Origin of the sequence: Nocardia sp. NPDC052566 (assembly GCF_044547285.1) — a bacterium.
Lineage (GTDB): Bacteria > Actinomycetota > Actinomycetes > Mycobacteriales > Mycobacteriaceae > Nocardia.
In genome coordinates this window covers 64,256-81,203 of record NZ_JBIUAF010000007.1, presented here as the reverse complement: position 1 = coordinate 81,203, position 16,948 = coordinate 64,256, and the positions used below count along the sequence as shown (strand labels likewise).

The following is a 16,948-nucleotide window of genomic DNA, read 5'->3' as shown; positions in this document are numbered from 1 at the left end:
AATCTGAAGCAGTCATCGAAACTCTTCCACGAGATTACTTTTAGTTATGGAGCAGGCGCTTCACGCGCCGGTGGCGGTCCGCGCGCCGGCGGGACGGCTGAACCGCGGGCTGATCAATACGCTCACCACGAGGGCGCAAATGATGTTCAACGCCATTGCGGCCACGAATACGTGATGAAAAGCCGAAAGGCTGCCCGGCGTCGCGCTCGACACCATGATGGCGGCGAATCCCGCGACACCGACGGCGCCGCCGACCTGGCGCACCGATACCGTCATGCCGAGCCCGCCCGCGAATTTCAGCGGGGCGAGCGCGCCGGCCGCGAGCGTGGACAGGCAGGTGAAACCGAGGCCGAGGCCACCGCCGCCGAGAATGGCGGCAGGCAACCAGCCGCCCAGGAAATTCGAGGTGGATCCGAATAGATTCGAGGCCCAGATCGCATTGCTGGCCGCGAACAGCAGGCAGGCGAGAATCGCGATCTTCCCATGCATTGCCGGACTGGTCAGCCGCCCTGCGGCCAGTGAGCCGATCATGGAGGCGACGGCGCCGACGCACAGTGCCGCGGCCGTTTCCAGGATTGTCCAGTGCCATATTGTCGTGGCGAACAACGGCGCTGCCAGGTTCCACGCAAACATATTCGCGCTGAGCATCGCGAGCGCAACGTTGGCGATTGTATAGGCGGGGCTACGCCAGAGCGCGATATCGATCGCCGGAGCCTCGTGCGCGCGGGAACGCAGCACGGTGAACCCGATGAGCGCGAGCCCGGCGGCGCCGAGCCCGATGGTCCGGATATCCAGCCAACCCCACTTGTCACCCTCGGTCAGCGCGCTGACGATGCCCGCGATACCGAGGCCGAGCGCGATGCTGCCGATGGCATCGGGCAGCCGGCTACCCGAGCCCTTGACATGCCCCGGCAGCACCGCCAAACCGCCGGCCAGCAGGGCCGCGCCGATGGGCAGGTTGATGAAAAACACCCACCGCCAGTCGAGTACGCGCAGCAGCACACCGCCGACCGCGGGCCCGATGACGGCCGAGAAGCCCGAGGCCGCGGACCAGGTGGCGACCGCGCGCGGTATGCGCTCGCGTGGCGTGGTGGACAGGATCAGGCCGAGCGCGGCGGGGATCATCCCGCCCGCCGCCACACCCTGGAGGAATCGGCCCGCGATGAGCCATCCGATGGACGGCGCGACGCCGCAGACGAGCGACGCGATCGTGAACAGTGCGAGCGACCAGAGGAGAACGGGCCGCCTGCCGACGCTGTCGGCGATCCGGCCCGCGGGCGCGAGCAGCGCGGCGAACATGACCGCGTAGCCGCTGACGATCCATGTCAGCGTATTGATCGAGGTGTTCTCGAAATCGGCGAGAATATCGGGGAAAGCAATATTGACAACGGTGAAGTCCAGGAACGCCATGAAGGTGATACCGCTGCACATCGCCAGCACGCGGGCCGGATCGACGGCACCGGCGGCGCGCTTGTGCGCTAGATCAGAATCGGTCATCTGATCTTCTCCGACATTGGAGAACTAATCTTCAAAACCATCTCACTTCTGCACACTCGAACAACGTCCGGTCCGATTCACGAACATGACGCTATAAGTATCTGGTTTTAAGTCTTTATACCCTCCCCCTAAAGACTATTGCCAGCGTAAGTGATCCGACGCCTTTTCGCAAGGGTCGCGTCAGCCGTCGATCATTGTTCATTAAGTTCGGTTGCCATCGCGTAGCGCCGCGCCGAATATTTTCCTTCGGAATCGTTCTATCTCCGGCATTCCGGCCACGGGAGAGTATCCGGGCAGTAGCTGGAGCGGTCGACCGCGAGTGAACAATGAACCGGGCTCAGACAGTTCTTTCACCCCCGCGTATATAGCTCGCTATTCTGAAATATAGCCAGAATTTCTGACAACCCCCCATTCGGGGGTAGTTTTCAGATTTCCGACCGGTCGGTTTTGTAATCGGATGCGCACGGCGAATTCGTACTAGTAACGTTGACCCTGTTTTTCGCACGGAGCCGTGCACCATTCCGCACCATGCACTGCGCACGCCCAGGGCGCACACCGCGCCTGCTATAGAGGAGTGATTCATGAACGAGGCCGTCGTCGTCGGATACGCACGCATTCCGATCGGCAAGTTCGGCGGGGGGCTTTCGTCCTTCGCCGCGACCGAACTCGGATCGAAGGCCATTGCCGCCGCGCTCGAGCGCGCCCAGCTACCAGGCGATCAGGTCGACTACACGGTCATGGGACACGTGCTGCAGGCGGGCGCGGGCCAGATCACCGCGCGCCAGGCCGCTTTCGGCGCGGGCATCCCGCTGGACGTCCCCGCCGAGACCATGAACAAGGTGTGCCTGTCCGGCACCTCGGCCATCCAGCGCGCGGCATCGCTGATCGCGCTCGGCGAGTTCGACATCGTGGCCGCCGGCGGCATGGAGTCGATGTCCAACACACCCTATGTACTCGACAAGGCACGCTTCGGCTATCGCGCGGGTGACGGCGTACTGAAGGACACCATGCAGTTCGACGGGCTCACCTGCCCGTTCGACAAGAAGCTGATGGGCCTGGCCACCGAGGAGTACCAGGCGATTTCACATGCCTACAGCAGGCAGCGGCTGGACGAGTGGTCGGCCCGCTCGCACGAACGTGCCGCCGCCGCGTGGAAGAGTGGCGCGTTCGCCGACGAGGTCGCCCCCGTCGAAGTGCCGCGGCGCAAGGGCGATCCGGTCGTCTTCGATCAGGACGAGGGCATCCGCCCCGACACCACCGTCGAGAAGCTGGCCGCGCTGCGCCCGACGTTCACCCCCGACGGCACCATCACCGCGGGCAGTGCCTCACAGACCTCGGACGGCGCCGCCGCGCTTGTCCTGATGTCGCGCGCCAAGGCGGCGGATCTCGGCCTGCCGGTGCTGGCCACCATCAAGGCGTGGGGCGCCACCGCGGGCCCGCTGTCGCTGCTTCCCCAGCCTGCCAACGCGATTCGCAAGGCCGCGGCCAAACTCGGACTCGACCCGGCGGGCTTCGACCTGTACGAGCTGAACGAGGCGTTCGCGTCGGTGCCGATGGCCGCCGTCGACGATCTCGGCATCTCCGAGGACATCGTCAACGTCAACGGCGGCGCCATCGCTGTCGGACATCCGCTGGGGTGCACCGGCGCTCGCATCACCGTCACGCTCATCAGCGAGCTGCGCCGCCGCGGCGGCGGCATGGGCGCGGCCGCGCTGTGCGGCGGTGGCGGCCAGGGCGATGCCCTGATCGTCGAAGTGGCGTAACGCCTTTCCGTCGCGAGCCCGAGCGGCCGTCGAATCGGGGCGTCGATCCGGCGCCCCGGCTCGACCGCCGGACAACACCCGGCGTGCATTCGTTCTCATATCATCGCAACGCCACTGCGGCGTAATTGCGTTCGCGGACACCACCATTGCTCCGATGTCGACGCGGCAGCCTGCGATAATGCCATTCGCAGCGATGTCCTGTATTGATCGGCCCCCATTCGCGCCGTAGCGTTCCGCACCTGGAAATCGGTCAGCACGCGAACGGTAATCCGTTGTGTCACAGGTCACATCAACCATTCCGCGTGCCGCGATGAATCCAGGAACCCACCGCCGTCTTCCCTCATGACGGCGCACACGCCGACGGTCGCCGACTCGCACGAATGGAAGGCAGCAGATCAATGGAAACCATCACGACTCCCGCCGGCATACAGCTCGCATTCGACCGCCACGTGGGCGGTGACACCGCGACGGTGATTCTGATCGGCGGCGCCTTCAGCTTCCGCAAATTCCCGAAGCTGGTGCAATTGGCCGATCGACTTGCCGACGAATACGGCCTCACCGTCATCAATTACGACCGGCGCGGTCGTGGCGACAGCACCGACTCCCCCGGCGTATACGACGTCGAGAACGAAATCGACGATCTCGCGGCGCTTGTCGACGCCGCGGGCGGTTCGGCCGCGCTGTTCGGCTGGTCCGCCGGAGCCGGACTCGCATTACGCGCCGCGAACTCCGGGCGGATTCCCGGTATCACCCGCGTGGTCGCCTTCGAGCCGCCGTTCATCGTCGACCGCGAGAACTTCGTGCCACCAGCCGATGTGGCGCCCCGGCTGCACGACATGATCGCCGCGGGCAACCGCGGCAAGATCGTGCCGTTCTACATGACCAAGGCCATGGGCATGCCGCGCGCCTTCGCCGAGATCATGCGGTTCACGCCGATGTGGCAGGGCCTGCGGTCCACCGCGTTCGCCACCGCGCACGATTGGGCCATCATGGGTGAGTTCATGCGCGGGGTGCCGCTGCGCGCCAAGGACTGGGCCGGTGTCACCGTGCCGACCCTGGTGATCGCGGGTGAAAAGAGCGGCGCGCTGTTGCGCACCGGTGCGAAAGCCATCGCCGGGTTACTGCCCGACGCCAGGCATGTGGAACTGGCGAAGCTGAGCCACAACCCGAATCTCGACATCATCACGCCGCCCGCGGGCGAATTCCTCACCGGTACCGCGGAATACGCGCAATGGGCGCCCCTGCACCCCTGATCGTCGCGCCATATCCGCACCTGCTCGAAAATAGAAGTGGATCAATGAAAACCATGAAGAAGGCCGCGTTCACCCTTGCCGCGGTTACCCTTTCCATGCTTCTGGCAACCGCATGCACCACCGGCGAGACAACGGACACGAATACCGCGGCGGCGAAATCCACCGCGGCCGTCCTCGACACGGCGAGCGCCGACGGCAAAGGCTTCTACGCACCGGTCAACGGTCAGCGGCTCTACTACGAAATCCACGGCGCGGGGCGACCACTCGTGCTGATCCACGGCGGTTTGAGCACCGGCGAAGCCAACTTCGCCGCGCTACTGCCCGAATTGGCGAAAACCAGGAAGGTCGTCGCCGTCGACCTTCAGGGGCACGGCCACACCCCGGATATCGATCGGCCCCTGCGCTACGAGGGGTTGGCGGACGATATCGCGGCGCTGATCACCCACCTCGGCCTCGGCAAAGCCGACGTGCTCGGCTACTCCCTCGGCGGCGGCGTCGCACTCCAACTCGCCGCACGCACACCGGATCTGGTGAACAAGATGATCGTCGCCTCGGCGACCTACCGCAGCGATGGCTGGGTTCCCGAAACACGGGCGGGCATGGCCGCCATGGATCCCGACGCCATGTTCGGCTCCCCCATCCACGACGTCTACGCCCGCACCGCGCCCAACCCGGGCGACTGGCGCGCACTGGTCACCAAGACCAGGCGGCTGCTCACCGAGAACTACGACTGGACAGCGCAAATGGCCACGGTGTCCACACCGGCCCTGTTCCTCACCGCCGAGAACGACGCGCTGTACCGCGAGCACATCCGCGACCTAACCGCGCTGCTCGGCAGCAAGACGCCGAGCGGCTCGCGCTCGCGCCTCGAAGTCGTGCCTGGCACAACGCATTACGACATCACGTACCGCGCCGACCTGCTGCTGCCCCTGATCACCCCGTTCCTCGACAGCCCCGCGACCGCCAAATGACCTGAGCACCACCGACGAAGGCCCGGTCGCCTGCACCGGGCCTTCGTCAGCGGTCGAAGTGTGCCTTGATGCCTGCCAGATTGGCGCGCATATTGGTCTCCCATTCCGCGAGGCGGCCCGCGACGATCCTGGCCTCCTTGTCCGGCATCGCGGCGATCGCGATGCTCAGCCCGGACGGGCCGGGACCCATGCGGGCCCACTGGCGGACGATCACCCCGTCACGCGCGGGATCGATCTCGAAACCCCAGGTCGCGCCGACGGCCTCCGGGCCGCGCACGGCCCATACCCAGCGCCGCTCGGGTTCGACCTCGACCACTTCGCATTCGGTCTCCCATGCGCCCATCGCCGCGTGCCGATTACGGCCGCGGAACCGCGCGCCCACCGCGACCCGGTCCGCGCCGTCGAGCCACGCCACCTCCTCGACCTCGGTGGAGAAGCGCGGCGGCAGGCCGATATCGGTGACAAGCGCCCACGCCTGCGCCGGTGTACACGAAATCTTTTCGGTCACTTCCACTGTCGGGCAATCCCGATAACGCATGCGGTACCTGTCCGTCGGGGCACGACGACGTGCCGATCAGCCACTAAAGTATGGCAGGGACCATAGAGCCGGTAGGGCATAAGGAGCAACAGCATGCGCGTAGGCGTCGTCATCGAACCGCGGTTGCCCGGCGCGACGGAATTCGCGATCGCGGCCGAGCGGATCGGCGTGAGCTCGCTGTGGGTCCCCGAAGTGTGGGGCTACGACGCGCTCACCGGACTCGCCTACCTCGCGGCCAGAACATCCACCATCGGGCTCGGCACCTTCGTCGCCCAATTGGGTTCGCGCACACCGGCTCTGCTCGCCACCTCGGCGTTGAGCCTACAGGAACTGTCCGGCGGCCGGTTCACCCTCGGCGTCGGCGTCTCCGGTCCGCGGGTGATGGAGGGCTGGCACGGTGTGCGTTTCCGCCGCCCCGTGCGGACCACCAGGGAGACCATCGAGATCATCCGGACGGTGAGCCGGGGCGAGCGGCTGGAGCACGAGGGCGAGATCTATCCACTTCCGTTGCCGCACAGCGAAGGTCGTGCCCTGCGGCCGATGGTCCGTCCCGATCATGTGCCCGTCTACGTCGCGGCGATGGGCCCGGCGAATCTGCGCCTCACCGGCGAGCTCGCCGACGGATGGCTCGGCAACGCGTTCATCCCCGAGGCCGCCGAGGTCTTTCTCGGCCCGATCCGCGCGGGCGCCGAGAGCGCGGGCCGCACGCTGGCCGAGATCGATCTGGTCGCGCCCGTCGCGGTCGAGTTCGCCGACGATGAGGTGGGCGCCGCCGCCTCGATCCGCAAACACGCGAGCGGCTATGCGTTCACCATCGGATCAATGGGCGCGTCGGGACGCAATTTCTACAACGAGGCGTTCGCCCGCCTCGGATTCGGCGAGGCGGTCGCCGAGGTCGCGCGATTATGGCAGTCGGGAAACCACGATCAGGCGCGGCTCGAGGTGCCGCTGGAACTCGGCAGCCACACGAATCTGGTCGGCACACCCGACATGATCGCCGAGCGTGTCGAGCATTATCGCTCGGCTGGAATATCGACGCTGCTCGCCAAAGTGGAGGGCGCCTACGACGACCAGATCGTCGCACTCGAGCGACTGATGCGAATCGTGAAGTAGACGCCCTCCGCTCGGATCGATGCAGCTAGGCGGCGCTGGCGCTGATGCCGATTCCGACAACCTTGACGATCTCGGCCACGACGCCGACGATCGCGGTGAGCAATTCGAACACGATGGAACTCCTGTCATCCGGATACTACAACGGACGCTCAGAATCATCCGATGACTTATCGGGAATATGAACACACGGCGACCGGTAACGATCAGATATCGAGCGCGCCACAAAAAGCGGTCTCGATCGGGAGTTATAGCCGGTCGACCATTTTGTGCAGCCTCTCACTCTCCAGTGCGAATTCGCCCGTAGCGGACATTGTTCGCATTGCGATTATTCGCCGCATTTCTTGAATTCGATACATAAAGTCGCGTTCACGCACGACTCCACCGCGCGAGCCGGCAGAGGCGGGCCCCCGCCCGAGCATGGCCCGCCGAGGCGGCGCAAATGGCACCACTGTTCCGTTAGTCGGATCCCTCTGCTACGCTCCTCAACATCAGTAACGGGACTACAGACCCGTTAAGAACGAGAGGGACCGCGATGAGGAAGAAGTCGATGAGCCGTCTGTTGGCACCCGCAGTGGTGATGGTCGTCGCGGCGGCGCTGTCGGCGTGCGGTACGGACAACGATGGCGCGGCATCGAGCGCAGCCGAGCAGGCCTGGTCGGCGGCCTGGTCCGCGTCGGCACAGCGGCCCGCGGCGGGGTTCGGACCGAACTGGTCCGAGCAGGGGTTCTCCGGCGAATCGGTCCGCCAGATCGTGCGGGTCACCAATGGTGGCGACAAGGCGCGAATCCGGTTGTCCAACCGGTTCGGCGCCGGACCGCTCGAGGTCGACGGGGCGACAATCGCCGTGCACCTCGCGGAGGCGGCGACCGAGCCGGAGTCGCTGCGGCCGTTGACATTCGGTGGTGCGAAGCGTGTCGTCATCCCGCCGGGTGCCGAGATGTCGAGCGACGCGGCGGAATTGCGGGTGGCACCGCTCGAATCAGTTGCCGTCACGCTCTATTTCGCGGGAACCACCGGCCCGGCCACCTTCCACTCGCAGGCATGGACCGATACCTACCGCGCCGCCGGCGATCACGCGGCGGATACCGGCGCCGCGGCGTTCACCGAGCGCACGAATTCCTGGTACTACCTGACCGATGTCGAGGTCTCCGGCGGTAAGGCCCGCCGGGATACCGTTGTCTCCCTTGGTGATTCGATCACCGACGGATTCGGCTCGACCACCGGGGCCAACCAGCGCTACACGGACGCGCTCGCCGATCGACTGGCCGCCTCCGGTAAGCAGCGGGCGGTGCTGAACCAGGGCATCGGCGGCAATCTGGTGGTCAACGATTCCGCCTGGTACGGCGAACGCGCCGCCACCCGGTTCGACCGCGACGTGCTCGCCAAGCCCGGCGTCCGCAGTGTGATCATCCTCGAAGGCGTCAACGACATCGGCTTCAGCGAAACCGACAAGCCCACCTACAAGCCGAGCGCCGACGTCTCCGCCGAGCAGATCATCGCCGGCTACCGCACCCTGATCAAGCAGGCCCACGCCCGCGGCATCAAAGCCATCGGCGCCACCCTGCTCCCCTTCGGCGACTCGGACCACTACTCCGCCCGCGCCGCCGCCAAGCGCCACACCATCAACACCTGGATCCGCACCTCCGGCGAATACGACGCCGTCGTCGACTTCGACCGAGCCCTGGCCGACCCGACCAACCCCGAAAAGATCGCCACCCCCTACGACAGCGGCGACCACCTCCACCCCAACGACCACGGCTACCGCGCCATGGCCGCCACCATCGACCTCGAAAAGCTCTGACCCCGATCACCAAGTCAGGCCCGGTATCTCACCGGGCCTGACTTGCCGGTTCAGCCACCACCTCCGAGCTAGGCGGGTTTGCTGAACTCTTCGATGAGCACGGGGTATTGCTCTGCGCCGTGACCTGCGGCGATCGCGCGGGTGGCGATGGCCTTGATCAGTTTCGGGAGTTCGGCGTTGGTGCCTGCTGTTTCGCTCTCCTCGATCAGGTGGTCCATCGCGTGGACGTCGTTCTGCAAGGTGGATATCTCCGCCGGGAAGGAGTTGGTGTCGACCTGCTGGGCGAAGCCGGGGAGCCACTCGGCTACGCCCGTGGCGATCTGCTGTGCGAACGGCGCGTAGGTGGCGGCGTCGATACCTGCGGTTCTGAGCAGGGCGGTGCCGTGCAGCCAGGCGTTGAGGATGCTCCACATCATGGTCAGGCCCGCGACGTCGTAGAGGGACGCGAGGCCGTGGTCGGGGCCGAGATAGGTGACGGTGCCGAGTGATTCGAGGGCCGAGGAGTACGCGTCGAAGTCCGCCTGCGGTCCGCTGTGCAGGACAACGGCTTCGGGGGTGCCGATCGCCGACGGGATGGCCATGATGGCGCCGTCGAGGTAGCGGGCGCCGCGCTGCTCGGCCCATCCGGCGGCCGCCCTGGCCTGGGTCGAGCTGCCCGAGGTCAGGTTGAGCAGCATCGCACCGCTGAGCTCGCTCGCGCCGAGCAGCTCGTACATGGCCTGGTAGTCGGTGACGCAGACGATCGTCAGCGCACCCGCCGCGAGCGCGTCGTCGATCGACGACGCGCGCCGCGCCCCCTCGGCCACGAGCCTGTCGGCCTTCGCGGCCGTCCGGTTCCACACGGTGGTGGGATGCCCGGCCTTGAGGAACGCACCGGCGAGCGCCTGGCCCATATGTCCGAGTCCGAGGACTGTCACGGGTGTTTCGGTGTTGGTCATGGCACCATCGTCAACGTTGATACCGGTGTGAAGGTCAAGTGAGGTTTTCGATGCTGATCGGGGAACTGAGTCGTCGGGCGGGCGTCAACGCCCATCAACTGCGCTACTACGAGGCACAGGGCCTGCTGGAGCCGGAGCGCGGCGCGAACGGCTACCGCGAGTACGACGAGACCGCCGTGCTGCGGGTGAAGCAGATCCGGCATCTGCTCGGTGCCGGTCTGTCCTCCGAGGACATCGCATACCTGTTGCCCTGCGCGGTCGGCGAGGCGCCCGTGCTGCCCGGCTGTCCCGAATTGCTTGCCGCGATGCGGTCGCGGTTGCAGCGGCTGGACCAGCAGATGGCAGTGCTCGCGCACTCCCGCAACGCGCTCGCCGACTACATCGACGCCGCCGAGCGAACGGGCAGCGAGACCTACCCGCCGTTCGACGACCTGGTGCCCGCCTGAATCACCGTGCGCGCTGCACGCGCGCCTCGTCCCACACCGGCGTTTCGCTCTCGTAGACGACACCGTCGGAGCCGAAGACCAGGAATCGGTCGAATCCCTTTGCGAACCAACGATCGTGGGTGACGGTGACGACCGTGCCGGCGAACTCGGCGATGGCCTGTTCGAGTGCGTCGGCGGAGTGCAGGTCGAGGTTGTCGGTCGGCTCGTCGAGCAGCAGCATCGTGACGCCCGACAGCTCGAGCAGCAGGATCTGCAAGCGGGCCTGCTGTCCGCCGGACAGATCGTCGTAGCGCTGCTCGGCGGCGCCCGCGAGCCCGTAGCGGTCGAGCACCCGGCTCGCCGCCTCGCGCCCCATGCCGTCGCGGTGCTCATTGCCCAGATGCAGAATCTCCAGCAGTGTGTTGCCGGAAAGGTCTGGGCGGGAATGGGTTTGGGCGAAATAGCCGGGCCGCACCCTGGCGCCGAGCGCCGCGCCGCCGGTATGCCGCACCGGGGCGAGATCGAGCGCCTGGATCGGGCGGTGCTCGATCTCCGGATCGGTCCCGCCCGCGGCGAGCAGCCGCAGGAAGTGCGACTTACCCGAGCCGTTGGAGCCGAGCACGGCGACCCGATCGCCGTACCAGATCTCGGCGTCGAACGGCCGCATCAAACCGGTGAGCTCCAGCTCGGTGCACACCAGCGCGCGTTTGCCGGTGCGCCCGCCGCGCAGCCGCACGGAAACGTTCTGCCGCAACGGAATCGCCTGCGGCGGGCCGGCTTCCTCGAATTTGGCCAGCCTGGTCTGCGAGGCGTGATAGCGCGACGCGACACCGTCGTTGAACTTCGCCTTCTCGCGCAGCCGCAACACCAGCGCGCGCAGCTTGGCATGCTCCTCGTCCCAGCGCTTGCGCAGCTCGTCCAGGCGCGCGTTGCGATCCTCGCGTGCCTGGTGATAGCTCGCGAATCCGCCGCCGTGCACCCACGACATCGCGCCGCTCGCCCCGGGTTCGAGGGTGAGAATCCTGGTGGCCGCGTTCGCGATCAGCTCACGATCGTGGCTGATGAACAGCACCGATTTGGGCGAGGCCGCGATGGTGCGTTCCAGCCACTGCTTGCCGGGCACATCCAGATAGTTGTCCGGCTCGTCGAGCAGCAATACCTCATCCGGACCGGCGAACAGGGCCTCGAGGACGAGGCGCTTCTGCTCGCCGCCGCTCATCGTCTGCACCGCACGCCATTTGGCCCGATCGAAGCCGATGCCGAGCGCGGTCGTGGTGACGGTATCCCAGAACGCCTCGATCTCGTAGCCGCCGATATCGCCCCAGTCCGACAGCGCGTGCGCGTAGGCGAGCTGGGTGCGCTCCTCGTCCTGTTCGATCAGCGCGTTCTCGGCGGCGTCGAGCGCCGCGGCAGCCTGCCGGATCGCGGGCGAGGCGACCGAGAGCAGCAGGTCGCGCACGGTCGATTCGTCGCGGACCTGCCCGATGAACTGCCGCATCACGCCGAGCGATCCCGACCGGGTCACCGCGCCGTCGTCGGCGGTGATGTCGCCGGCGATGATCCGGATGAGGGTGGTTTTGCCGGTGCCGTTCGGGCCGACCAGCGCGGCCTTCACCCCCTCACCGATGCGGAAGGAGACCCCGTTGAGCAGCTGTCGCCCATCGGGGAGAAAGTAATCGACGTCGGTGACCTCTATGTGCGCCATTTGCGTCCAGACAACAGCAGCGCACCGCCGCGCCGCAACTCGGTTTTCGCCGCTCAGCCCTCCGTGGCCTGGCGGGCACGGAATGCCGCTGTCTTCGAACGGTTTTGGCATGCCGTACTGCAGAACCGCCTGGTGCCGTTGCGGGAGGTGTCCAGGTAGACGCGGTCGCAGTTGGCCGCCGAGCAGACACCGATCCGGTCGGCGTGCGCACTGCTGAGCACGAAGGCGAGGCCGACCGCGACCGCCGCGGCGATCCCGGAGACGCGCGAGGCATCCGGGGAGTGGAAATGCAGCCGCCACGGCTGATCGTCGCGCCGGATCAGCTCGGGCCGCGCGTGGTATTCGGTGATCATCGCGTTGATTCGCGCGGCGGCATCGTCGGTGTCACCCGCGGCGACCGCGCCGAAGATCTGCCGGATCTGGTCGGCGGCGCGGGCCAGGTCCCGCGCTTCTTCCAGCCGGACGGGATAGCCGTATGCCGCGAAGATCACGCTGTCCAGCCGCTGACGCAATTCCTCGGTGTCGGCCGCGGGCGGATACGGCTTGCCTCGGCGCTCCCCGGGCACCGCGACGTTCACGAGCGCGACGCCGTCGTCGACCACACCCAATGTGTGACTGCCTAAAAGCACTTGATCAGTCACCACCCTTTCGCTACTCTCGTTACTGTCGTTGATAATTATGACAGTAACAGGAGCCGTTCATGTCGCTCACCCTCACCACCGCCCACACCTGGATCGAGCGCTGGGATCGCCAGCAGGAGGGCTACCTGCCGGATCGGGAACTCATGTTCGCGGTCATCGCGGACGCGGTGACCGCGCAGACCGATCACCCCGCGCCCCTCGTCCTCGACGTGGCCTGCGGCCCCGGTTCGCTCGGCGCCCGCATCCGCGATCGGCTGCCGTCGGCCCGTGTCATCGGGATCGACACCGATCCGGTGCTGCTCGAATTGGCCCGCGCGGCATATGGATTCGAACTCGTCGACCACAATCTCGGCGATCCGGCATGGTTCAGCGCACTACCCGGCGAACCGGTCGACGCGATCGTCAGCACCACCGCGCTGCACTGGCTCCCGGCCGACCAGCTTGCCGCCTTCTATACACAGGCCGCGACACTGCTCCGCCCCGGCGGCATCCTGCTCAACGGCGACGACATGGCAACGCACACAGTCGATATCGACTACCTCGACCAGGCCGTCGGCACCGGTCAGATCGAACGCGAAGGCGTCGGCGACCGCGAGAACTGGGCCGACTTCTGGACCGCCATCACCGCCGAACCCGAACTGTCCACCGCCGTCGCCGAACGCGACCGCCGCCGCTGGGATCACCCCGAAAACAACAACGTCACCTACGAACAACACCGGACCCTGCTGCGAGAAGCAGGCTTCCACAGCTCAGGCACCATCTGGCAATACGGCCGCCGCCGCATCCTCGCCGCCGTGAAGTAGCCGCCACCGATGGGCAGCGTCTGACCCGAGCGACCAGTATGAACAAAAGGGGGAATTTGCAGTCCGGTATGGGCGAATTGTTCTAGCCTTCCGGATCGATAGTGATGTTCGATTGAGTGGAGATCCTCATGGCTACGACGCCGGGTGCGGATGAGATCGAGAAGCCGCAGCCGGAGGCCGAGGAGGAGGGGCGGATCGCACGGATCGCGCTGTGGTTCACGGCGTTCACCGAGCGGTGGTTGCCCGACGCCTTCGGGTTCGTGCTCATCGGCACCTTCCTGATCGCGGCGCTCGGGCTCTCCACCGGGGTGCCGATCGTCGGCCTGCCGAAAGACGCCACGGCCTCCAGCGGATTCGGCCTGGTCGACGCCTGGGGTAAGGGATTCTGGAGCCTGATCCAGTTCACCTTGCAGATGGCGATGATCATCATCGGCGGTTACGCGGTCGCGGTGTCACCACCGGTGGCCCGGCTGATCGCCAGACTGGCGCGGGTGCCGAGCACACCGCGGACGGCGATCGCGTTCACCGCCGCGATCTCGATGATCACCTCGTACCTGAACTGGGCGTTCAGCCTGATCTTCACCGCGATCCTGGCCAGGGAGATCGCCAGGGTCTTGCGCGGCGTCGACTATCGAGCGATCGGCGCCATGGCCTTCCTCGGACTGGGAACCGTATGGGCCCAGGGCCTTTCGGGTTCGGCCGCGCTCCAGGTGGCCAGCGCGGGATCGAGCCCCAAGGCCGTGCAGGACGTGATCAAGGCCGGGCGCGGCAGCGGCATCATTCCACTGACCGACACCATCTTCCTGTGGCAGGGCATGCTGGCCACCCTGATCGTCTTCCTCGTCGCGGTCGGTGTCGCCTGGCTCATCGCGCCCACCGGCGCCGCCGCGAAATCCGCAGCGGATCTCGGCGTCGACCTGAAACCCCTGATCCGCGAGGATGATACCGCCGCGAGCACCGGCCCGCGCCGCCCCGGCGACTGGCTCGAGCACAGCCCCGTCTTCAGCATCCTGCTGGCCCTGTTCGGCCTGTGGTACCTGATCCGCTACTTCCAGCACGCCCAGTCCGGCGCGCTCAACGCACTCGACCTGAACACGATCAACCTCATCTTGATCCTGCTCGCACTGCTGCTGCATTGGCGCCCGGCGAATCTCGTGACGGCGGTGCGCGACGCCGCACCCGCCGCCTCGGGTGTCCTGCTGCAATTCCCGCTCTACGGCGGCATTTTCGGCATGATCGCCTACACCGGCCTGTCCAAGACCATCGCAGGCTGGCTGGTCAACCTCTCCAACGACTTCTTCTACCCCGCCGTAATCGGCGTCTACTCCTGCGTACTCGGCATCTTCGTCCCGAGTGGCGGCAGCAAATGGGTTATCGAGGCGCCCTACGTCCTCGACGCCGCCAACCAGCTACAGGTCAACCAGGGCTGGATGGTCGTCGTCTACGACCTCGGCGAAGCAAGCGCGAACCTGTTGCAGCCCTTCTGGATGCTGCCGACCCTGGCCATCCTCGGCCTCAAGGCCCGCCACATCATGGGCTACACCTTCGTGATGTTCCTGGCCTGCTTCCCCGCGGTCCTCATCCTCGTCACCCTCCTCGCCCGCACCCTCCCCTTCCCCTGATCGGGCGTCAGCGCGCTGCGTCGACCACCCCCGATCCGGTTGCGGCCGAGACATCACCGAGTTGGTCGAGCAGGGCGGTGGTGGGGAGGATGGCGCCGGAGCGGCGGGCGGTGTAGTTGAGGGCCATCAGGTGTTCTTCGCGGGTGAAGTCGGCGGTGGCGTCGAGGGCGAGGAAGGGGTGGATATCGCTCATGAAGGCCTCGGCGGCGCTGAGCATGCAGCCCATGTGGGCGTAGACGCCGGTGACGATCAGGTGGTCGCGGTTGTAGAAGGAGAGCAGATCGCGCAGGTCGGTGCGCTGGAAGGCGGAGTAGCGCCACTTGGTGACCTGGATGTCGCGCGGGTCGGGCCGGAGCTCGGCGACGACCTCGGTATCGGGGCCGACGGCCATGCCCGCACCCCAGAAATCGGCGAGGATGCCGCGCCGCGACGGATGCTGGCTACCGGGTTGCATGGTGTAGATGACCGGAATACCCAAGTCGTGGCAGCGATTTCGCAACAGCGCGATATTGGCGATCAAGGTGCGCGCCGGTTCCCGATCGGCCTGGTAGGCGGCGAGGAAATAGCGCTGCATGTCGTGGATGAGCAGCGCGGCACGGCCTGGGTCGAGTTCCCAGGACACCTGATTGGGGGCGACCTCGTCGAGGGTCGGCATCGCATAGGGCGCGATCGGGGGGATGGGCATGGCTGATCCTCCGGTTCGTCGTGTGCGTGTGGTGTGGTCGGCCGCGGTCAGGCGACGGGGACGGTGCGGTCGCCGATGCCGAGCGGACCGAGAATGCGCTGGAATTTCCCGGTGGTTTCGGCCAATTCGGCCGCCGGATCCGAATCGGCGACGATGCCGCCGCCCGCGTGCGCGAGCAGCCGCATACCGTCGGCGGCCAGTTCGGCGCAGCGGATACTCACCATCCATTCGCCGTTGCCCTCGGCATCGCACCAGCCCACCGCGCCGGCATAGAAGCCACGATCCCCCTCCAGCTCGGCGATCAGGCGCGCGGCCGCGGCGGTGGGCGTACCGCAGATCGCGGGCGTTGGATGCAGTGCGGCGGCGAGTTCCAGCGCGGAGGGCCCGTCGAGCGGCACCGTCGCGGTGATCGGCGTTCCGAGGTGCCACATTTCGGCGGTGCCGGTGAGTTCCGGCGCGTCGGGGGTGCGCACGGTGGCGCACCTGTCGCGCAGCACACCGTCGACCTGATCGACCACATACCGGTGCTCGTCCCGATCCTTGGCCGAGCCGAGCAGCTCGCGCGCGGCCGCGCGATCCGCCTCGTCCTCGGCGATCCGCCGGGCCGACCCCGCCAGCGGATGGCTGAGCACCCGCGTGCCGTCGCGCCGGACCAGGATCTCGGGGCTGCAGCCGACGAGATGTCTACCGCGATAGGAAGATCCAGCGGCGGACAGATCGACGAGGAACCCGTTGCCGACCGAATCGGTCGACACCAGCAGCTCGAGCAGCGCGCCCGCCGCTACCGGGCTCGCCGCGCGCGCCCGAATCGCCCTGGCCAGCACGACCTTCCGAATCGGATGACTCGGATTCTCCAGCAGCCGGACGGCCGCGGCGACCCGCCGCAGATGCGCGTCCTGGCTCGGCACAGCCGACTCGAACTCGAAGCGCGGCAGCGCCTTCGGCGCCGTAGGCCGATAGCGCCCCGCCGTCACCGTGAACGATTCGGGCGCCCACAGCGCCGCGGGCGCACCGGGCGCGAAGGGCAGTGCGCCGACGATGTAGCGCACCTGCCCGGTGCGCAGCGCGGTCACCGCGGCGGCCGCGGAGCGGAACACCGGCCCAGCGCCTTTCGCGAGCACCGTCCGATCGGGACGGGCCAGCACGAAGGCGGCGTCGGATATGTCAGCGGAAATGATGATCATCCTTTCGGG

General features: G+C 66.9%; 15 protein-coding genes. 8 read left to right on the top strand and 7 right to left on the bottom strand.

What is annotated here, in order from left to right:
• Nucleotides 1-60: 60 nt before the first annotated feature.
• Nucleotides 61-1,497, bottom strand: a complete 1,437-nt coding sequence (locus ACIG5A_RS35060; protein ID WP_397248183.1) for an MFS transporter — start codon at nt 1,495-1,497, stop codon at nt 61-63.
• 581 nt (nt 1,498-2,078) lie between these two features.
• Between ACIG5A_RS35060 and ACIG5A_RS35055 the strand changes: the two genes are divergently transcribed.
• The 3 genes from ACIG5A_RS35055 to ACIG5A_RS35045 all read left to right on the top strand — a co-directional run bounded on the left by ACIG5A_RS35055 (nt 2,079) and on the right by ACIG5A_RS35045 (nt 5,484).
• A complete protein-coding gene (locus ACIG5A_RS35055) occupies nt 2,079-3,260 on the top strand; it encodes an acetyl-CoA C-acyltransferase (RefSeq protein WP_397248181.1) in 1,182 nt (393 codons plus the stop codon).
• A gap of 398 nt (nt 3,261-3,658) precedes the next feature.
• A complete protein-coding gene (locus ACIG5A_RS35050; RefSeq protein WP_397248179.1) occupies nt 3,659-4,513 on the top strand; it encodes an alpha/beta fold hydrolase in 855 nt (284 codons plus the stop codon).
• Between the two features lie 44 nt (nt 4,514-4,557).
• Complete coding sequence (locus tag ACIG5A_RS35045) at nt 4,558-5,484, top strand: alpha/beta fold hydrolase (RefSeq protein WP_397248177.1); 927 nt, start codon at nt 4,558-4,560, stop codon at nt 5,482-5,484.
• 46 nt (nt 5,485-5,530) lie between these two features.
• On the opposite strand, the gene ACIG5A_RS35040 is transcribed toward ACIG5A_RS35045, so the two are convergent.
• Nucleotides 5,531-6,022, bottom strand: coding sequence for an SRPBCC family protein (locus tag ACIG5A_RS35040; protein ID WP_397248175.1), 492 nt, complete (start codon nt 6,020-6,022; stop codon nt 5,531-5,533).
• A 93-nt stretch (nt 6,023-6,115) separates the two neighbouring features.
• Here ACIG5A_RS35040 and ACIG5A_RS35035 point away from each other — a divergent pair, with 93 nt between their 5' ends.
• Nucleotides 6,116-7,135: an LLM class flavin-dependent oxidoreductase gene (locus ACIG5A_RS35035; protein WP_397248173.1), complete on the top strand. Its 1,020-nt coding sequence runs from the start codon at nt 6,116-6,118 to the stop codon at nt 7,133-7,135.
• A 547-nt stretch (nt 7,136-7,682) separates the two neighbouring features.
• Nucleotides 7,683-8,936, top strand: a complete 1,254-nt coding sequence (locus ACIG5A_RS35030) for an SGNH/GDSL hydrolase family protein (RefSeq protein WP_397248171.1) — start codon at nt 7,683-7,685, stop codon at nt 8,934-8,936.
• Between the two features lie 68 nt (nt 8,937-9,004).
• Here the strand turns inward: ACIG5A_RS35030 and ACIG5A_RS35025 are convergent, their stop codons facing one another.
• Nucleotides 9,005-9,874, bottom strand: a complete 870-nt coding sequence (locus ACIG5A_RS35025; protein ID WP_397248169.1) for an NAD(P)-dependent oxidoreductase — start codon at nt 9,872-9,874, stop codon at nt 9,005-9,007.
• 50 nt (nt 9,875-9,924) lie between these two features.
• Here ACIG5A_RS35025 and ACIG5A_RS35020 point away from each other — a divergent pair, with 50 nt between their 5' ends.
• Nucleotides 9,925-10,320 carry a MerR family transcriptional regulator gene (locus ACIG5A_RS35020; protein WP_397248167.1) on the top strand — a complete coding sequence of 132 codons (396 nt, stop codon included), beginning with the start codon at nt 9,925-9,927 and terminating at the stop codon, nt 10,318-10,320.
• A gap of 1 nt (nt 10,321) precedes the next feature.
• Here the strand turns inward: ACIG5A_RS35020 and ACIG5A_RS35015 are convergent, their stop codons facing one another.
• Together ACIG5A_RS35015 and ACIG5A_RS35010 are read right to left on the bottom strand one after the other, a co-directional pair.
• Entirely contained in the window at nt 10,322-12,004 is a 1,683-nt protein-coding gene (locus tag ACIG5A_RS35015; protein WP_397248165.1) for an ABC-F family ATP-binding cassette domain-containing protein, read from the bottom strand.
• A 53-nt stretch (nt 12,005-12,057) separates the two neighbouring features.
• The gene (locus ACIG5A_RS35010; protein WP_397248163.1) at nt 12,058-12,645 is read right to left on the bottom strand and encodes a CGNR zinc finger domain-containing protein; all 588 of its coding nucleotides are present in this window, start codon (nt 12,643-12,645) and stop codon (nt 12,058-12,060) included.
• Nucleotides 12,646-12,704: 59 nt separating this feature from the next.
• Here ACIG5A_RS35010 and ACIG5A_RS35005 point away from each other — a divergent pair, with 59 nt between their 5' ends.
• Both ACIG5A_RS35005 and ACIG5A_RS35000 read left to right on the top strand, forming a co-directional pair.
• The gene (locus tag ACIG5A_RS35005) at nt 12,705-13,448 is read left to right on the top strand and encodes a class I SAM-dependent methyltransferase (protein ID WP_397248160.1); all 744 of its coding nucleotides are present in this window, start codon (nt 12,705-12,707) and stop codon (nt 13,446-13,448) included.
• A gap of 128 nt (nt 13,449-13,576) precedes the next feature.
• A complete protein-coding gene (locus ACIG5A_RS35000; RefSeq protein ID WP_397248158.1) occupies nt 13,577-15,070 on the top strand; it encodes a short-chain fatty acid transporter in 1,494 nt (497 codons plus the stop codon).
• 7 nt (nt 15,071-15,077) lie between these two features.
• On the opposite strand, the gene ACIG5A_RS34995 is transcribed toward ACIG5A_RS35000, so the two are convergent.
• The gene (locus ACIG5A_RS34995) at nt 15,078-15,755 is read right to left on the bottom strand and encodes an isochorismatase family protein (protein WP_397248156.1); all 678 of its coding nucleotides are present in this window, start codon (nt 15,753-15,755) and stop codon (nt 15,078-15,080) included.
• Nucleotides 15,756-15,802: 47 nt separating this feature from the next.
• Entirely contained in the window at nt 15,803-16,939 is a 1,137-nt protein-coding gene (locus tag ACIG5A_RS34990) for an isochorismate synthase MenF (protein WP_397248154.1), read from the bottom strand.
• Nucleotides 16,940-16,948: the final 9 nt, after the last annotated feature.

Excerpts from the sequence above, each read along its gene's own strand:
- ACIG5A_RS35050 (WP_397248179.1), top strand. The coding sequence starts at position 3,659 with ATGGAAACCATCACGACTCCCGCCGGCATACAGCTCGCATTCGACCGC.
- ACIG5A_RS35005 (WP_397248160.1), top strand. The coding sequence starts at position 12,705 with ATGTCGCTCACCCTCACCACCGCCCACACCTGGATCGAGCGCTGGGAT.
- ACIG5A_RS34990 (WP_397248154.1), bottom strand. The coding sequence starts at position 16,939 with ATGATCATCATTTCCGCTGACATATCCGACGCCGCCTTCGTGCTGGCC.
- ACIG5A_RS34995 (WP_397248156.1), bottom strand. The coding sequence starts at position 15,755 with ATGCCCATCCCCCCGATCGCGCCCTATGCGATGCCGACCCTCGACGAG.
- ACIG5A_RS35020 (WP_397248167.1), top strand. The coding sequence starts at position 9,925 with ATGCTGATCGGGGAACTGAGTCGTCGGGCGGGCGTCAACGCCCATCAA.
- ACIG5A_RS35055 (WP_397248181.1), top strand. The coding sequence starts at position 2,079 with ATGAACGAGGCCGTCGTCGTCGGATACGCACGCATTCCGATCGGCAAG.
- ACIG5A_RS35030 (WP_397248171.1), top strand. The coding sequence starts at position 7,683 with ATGAGCCGTCTGTTGGCACCCGCAGTGGTGATGGTCGTCGCGGCGGCG.
- ACIG5A_RS35040 (WP_397248175.1), bottom strand. The coding sequence starts at position 6,022 with ATGCGTTATCGGGATTGCCCGACAGTGGAAGTGACCGAAAAGATTTCG.
- ACIG5A_RS35060 (WP_397248183.1), bottom strand. The coding sequence starts at position 1,497 with ATGACCGATTCTGATCTAGCGCACAAGCGCGCCGCCGGTGCCGTCGAT.
- ACIG5A_RS35015 (WP_397248165.1), bottom strand. The coding sequence starts at position 12,004 with ATGGCGCACATAGAGGTCACCGACGTCGATTACTTTCTCCCCGATGGG.
- ACIG5A_RS35025 (WP_397248169.1), bottom strand. The coding sequence starts at position 9,874 with ATGACCAACACCGAAACACCCGTGACAGTCCTCGGACTCGGACATATG.
- ACIG5A_RS35000 (WP_397248158.1), top strand. The coding sequence starts at position 13,577 with ATGGCTACGACGCCGGGTGCGGATGAGATCGAGAAGCCGCAGCCGGAG.
- ACIG5A_RS35045 (WP_397248177.1), top strand. The coding sequence starts at position 4,558 with ATGAAAACCATGAAGAAGGCCGCGTTCACCCTTGCCGCGGTTACCCTT.
- ACIG5A_RS35035 (WP_397248173.1), top strand. The coding sequence starts at position 6,116 with ATGCGCGTAGGCGTCGTCATCGAACCGCGGTTGCCCGGCGCGACGGAA.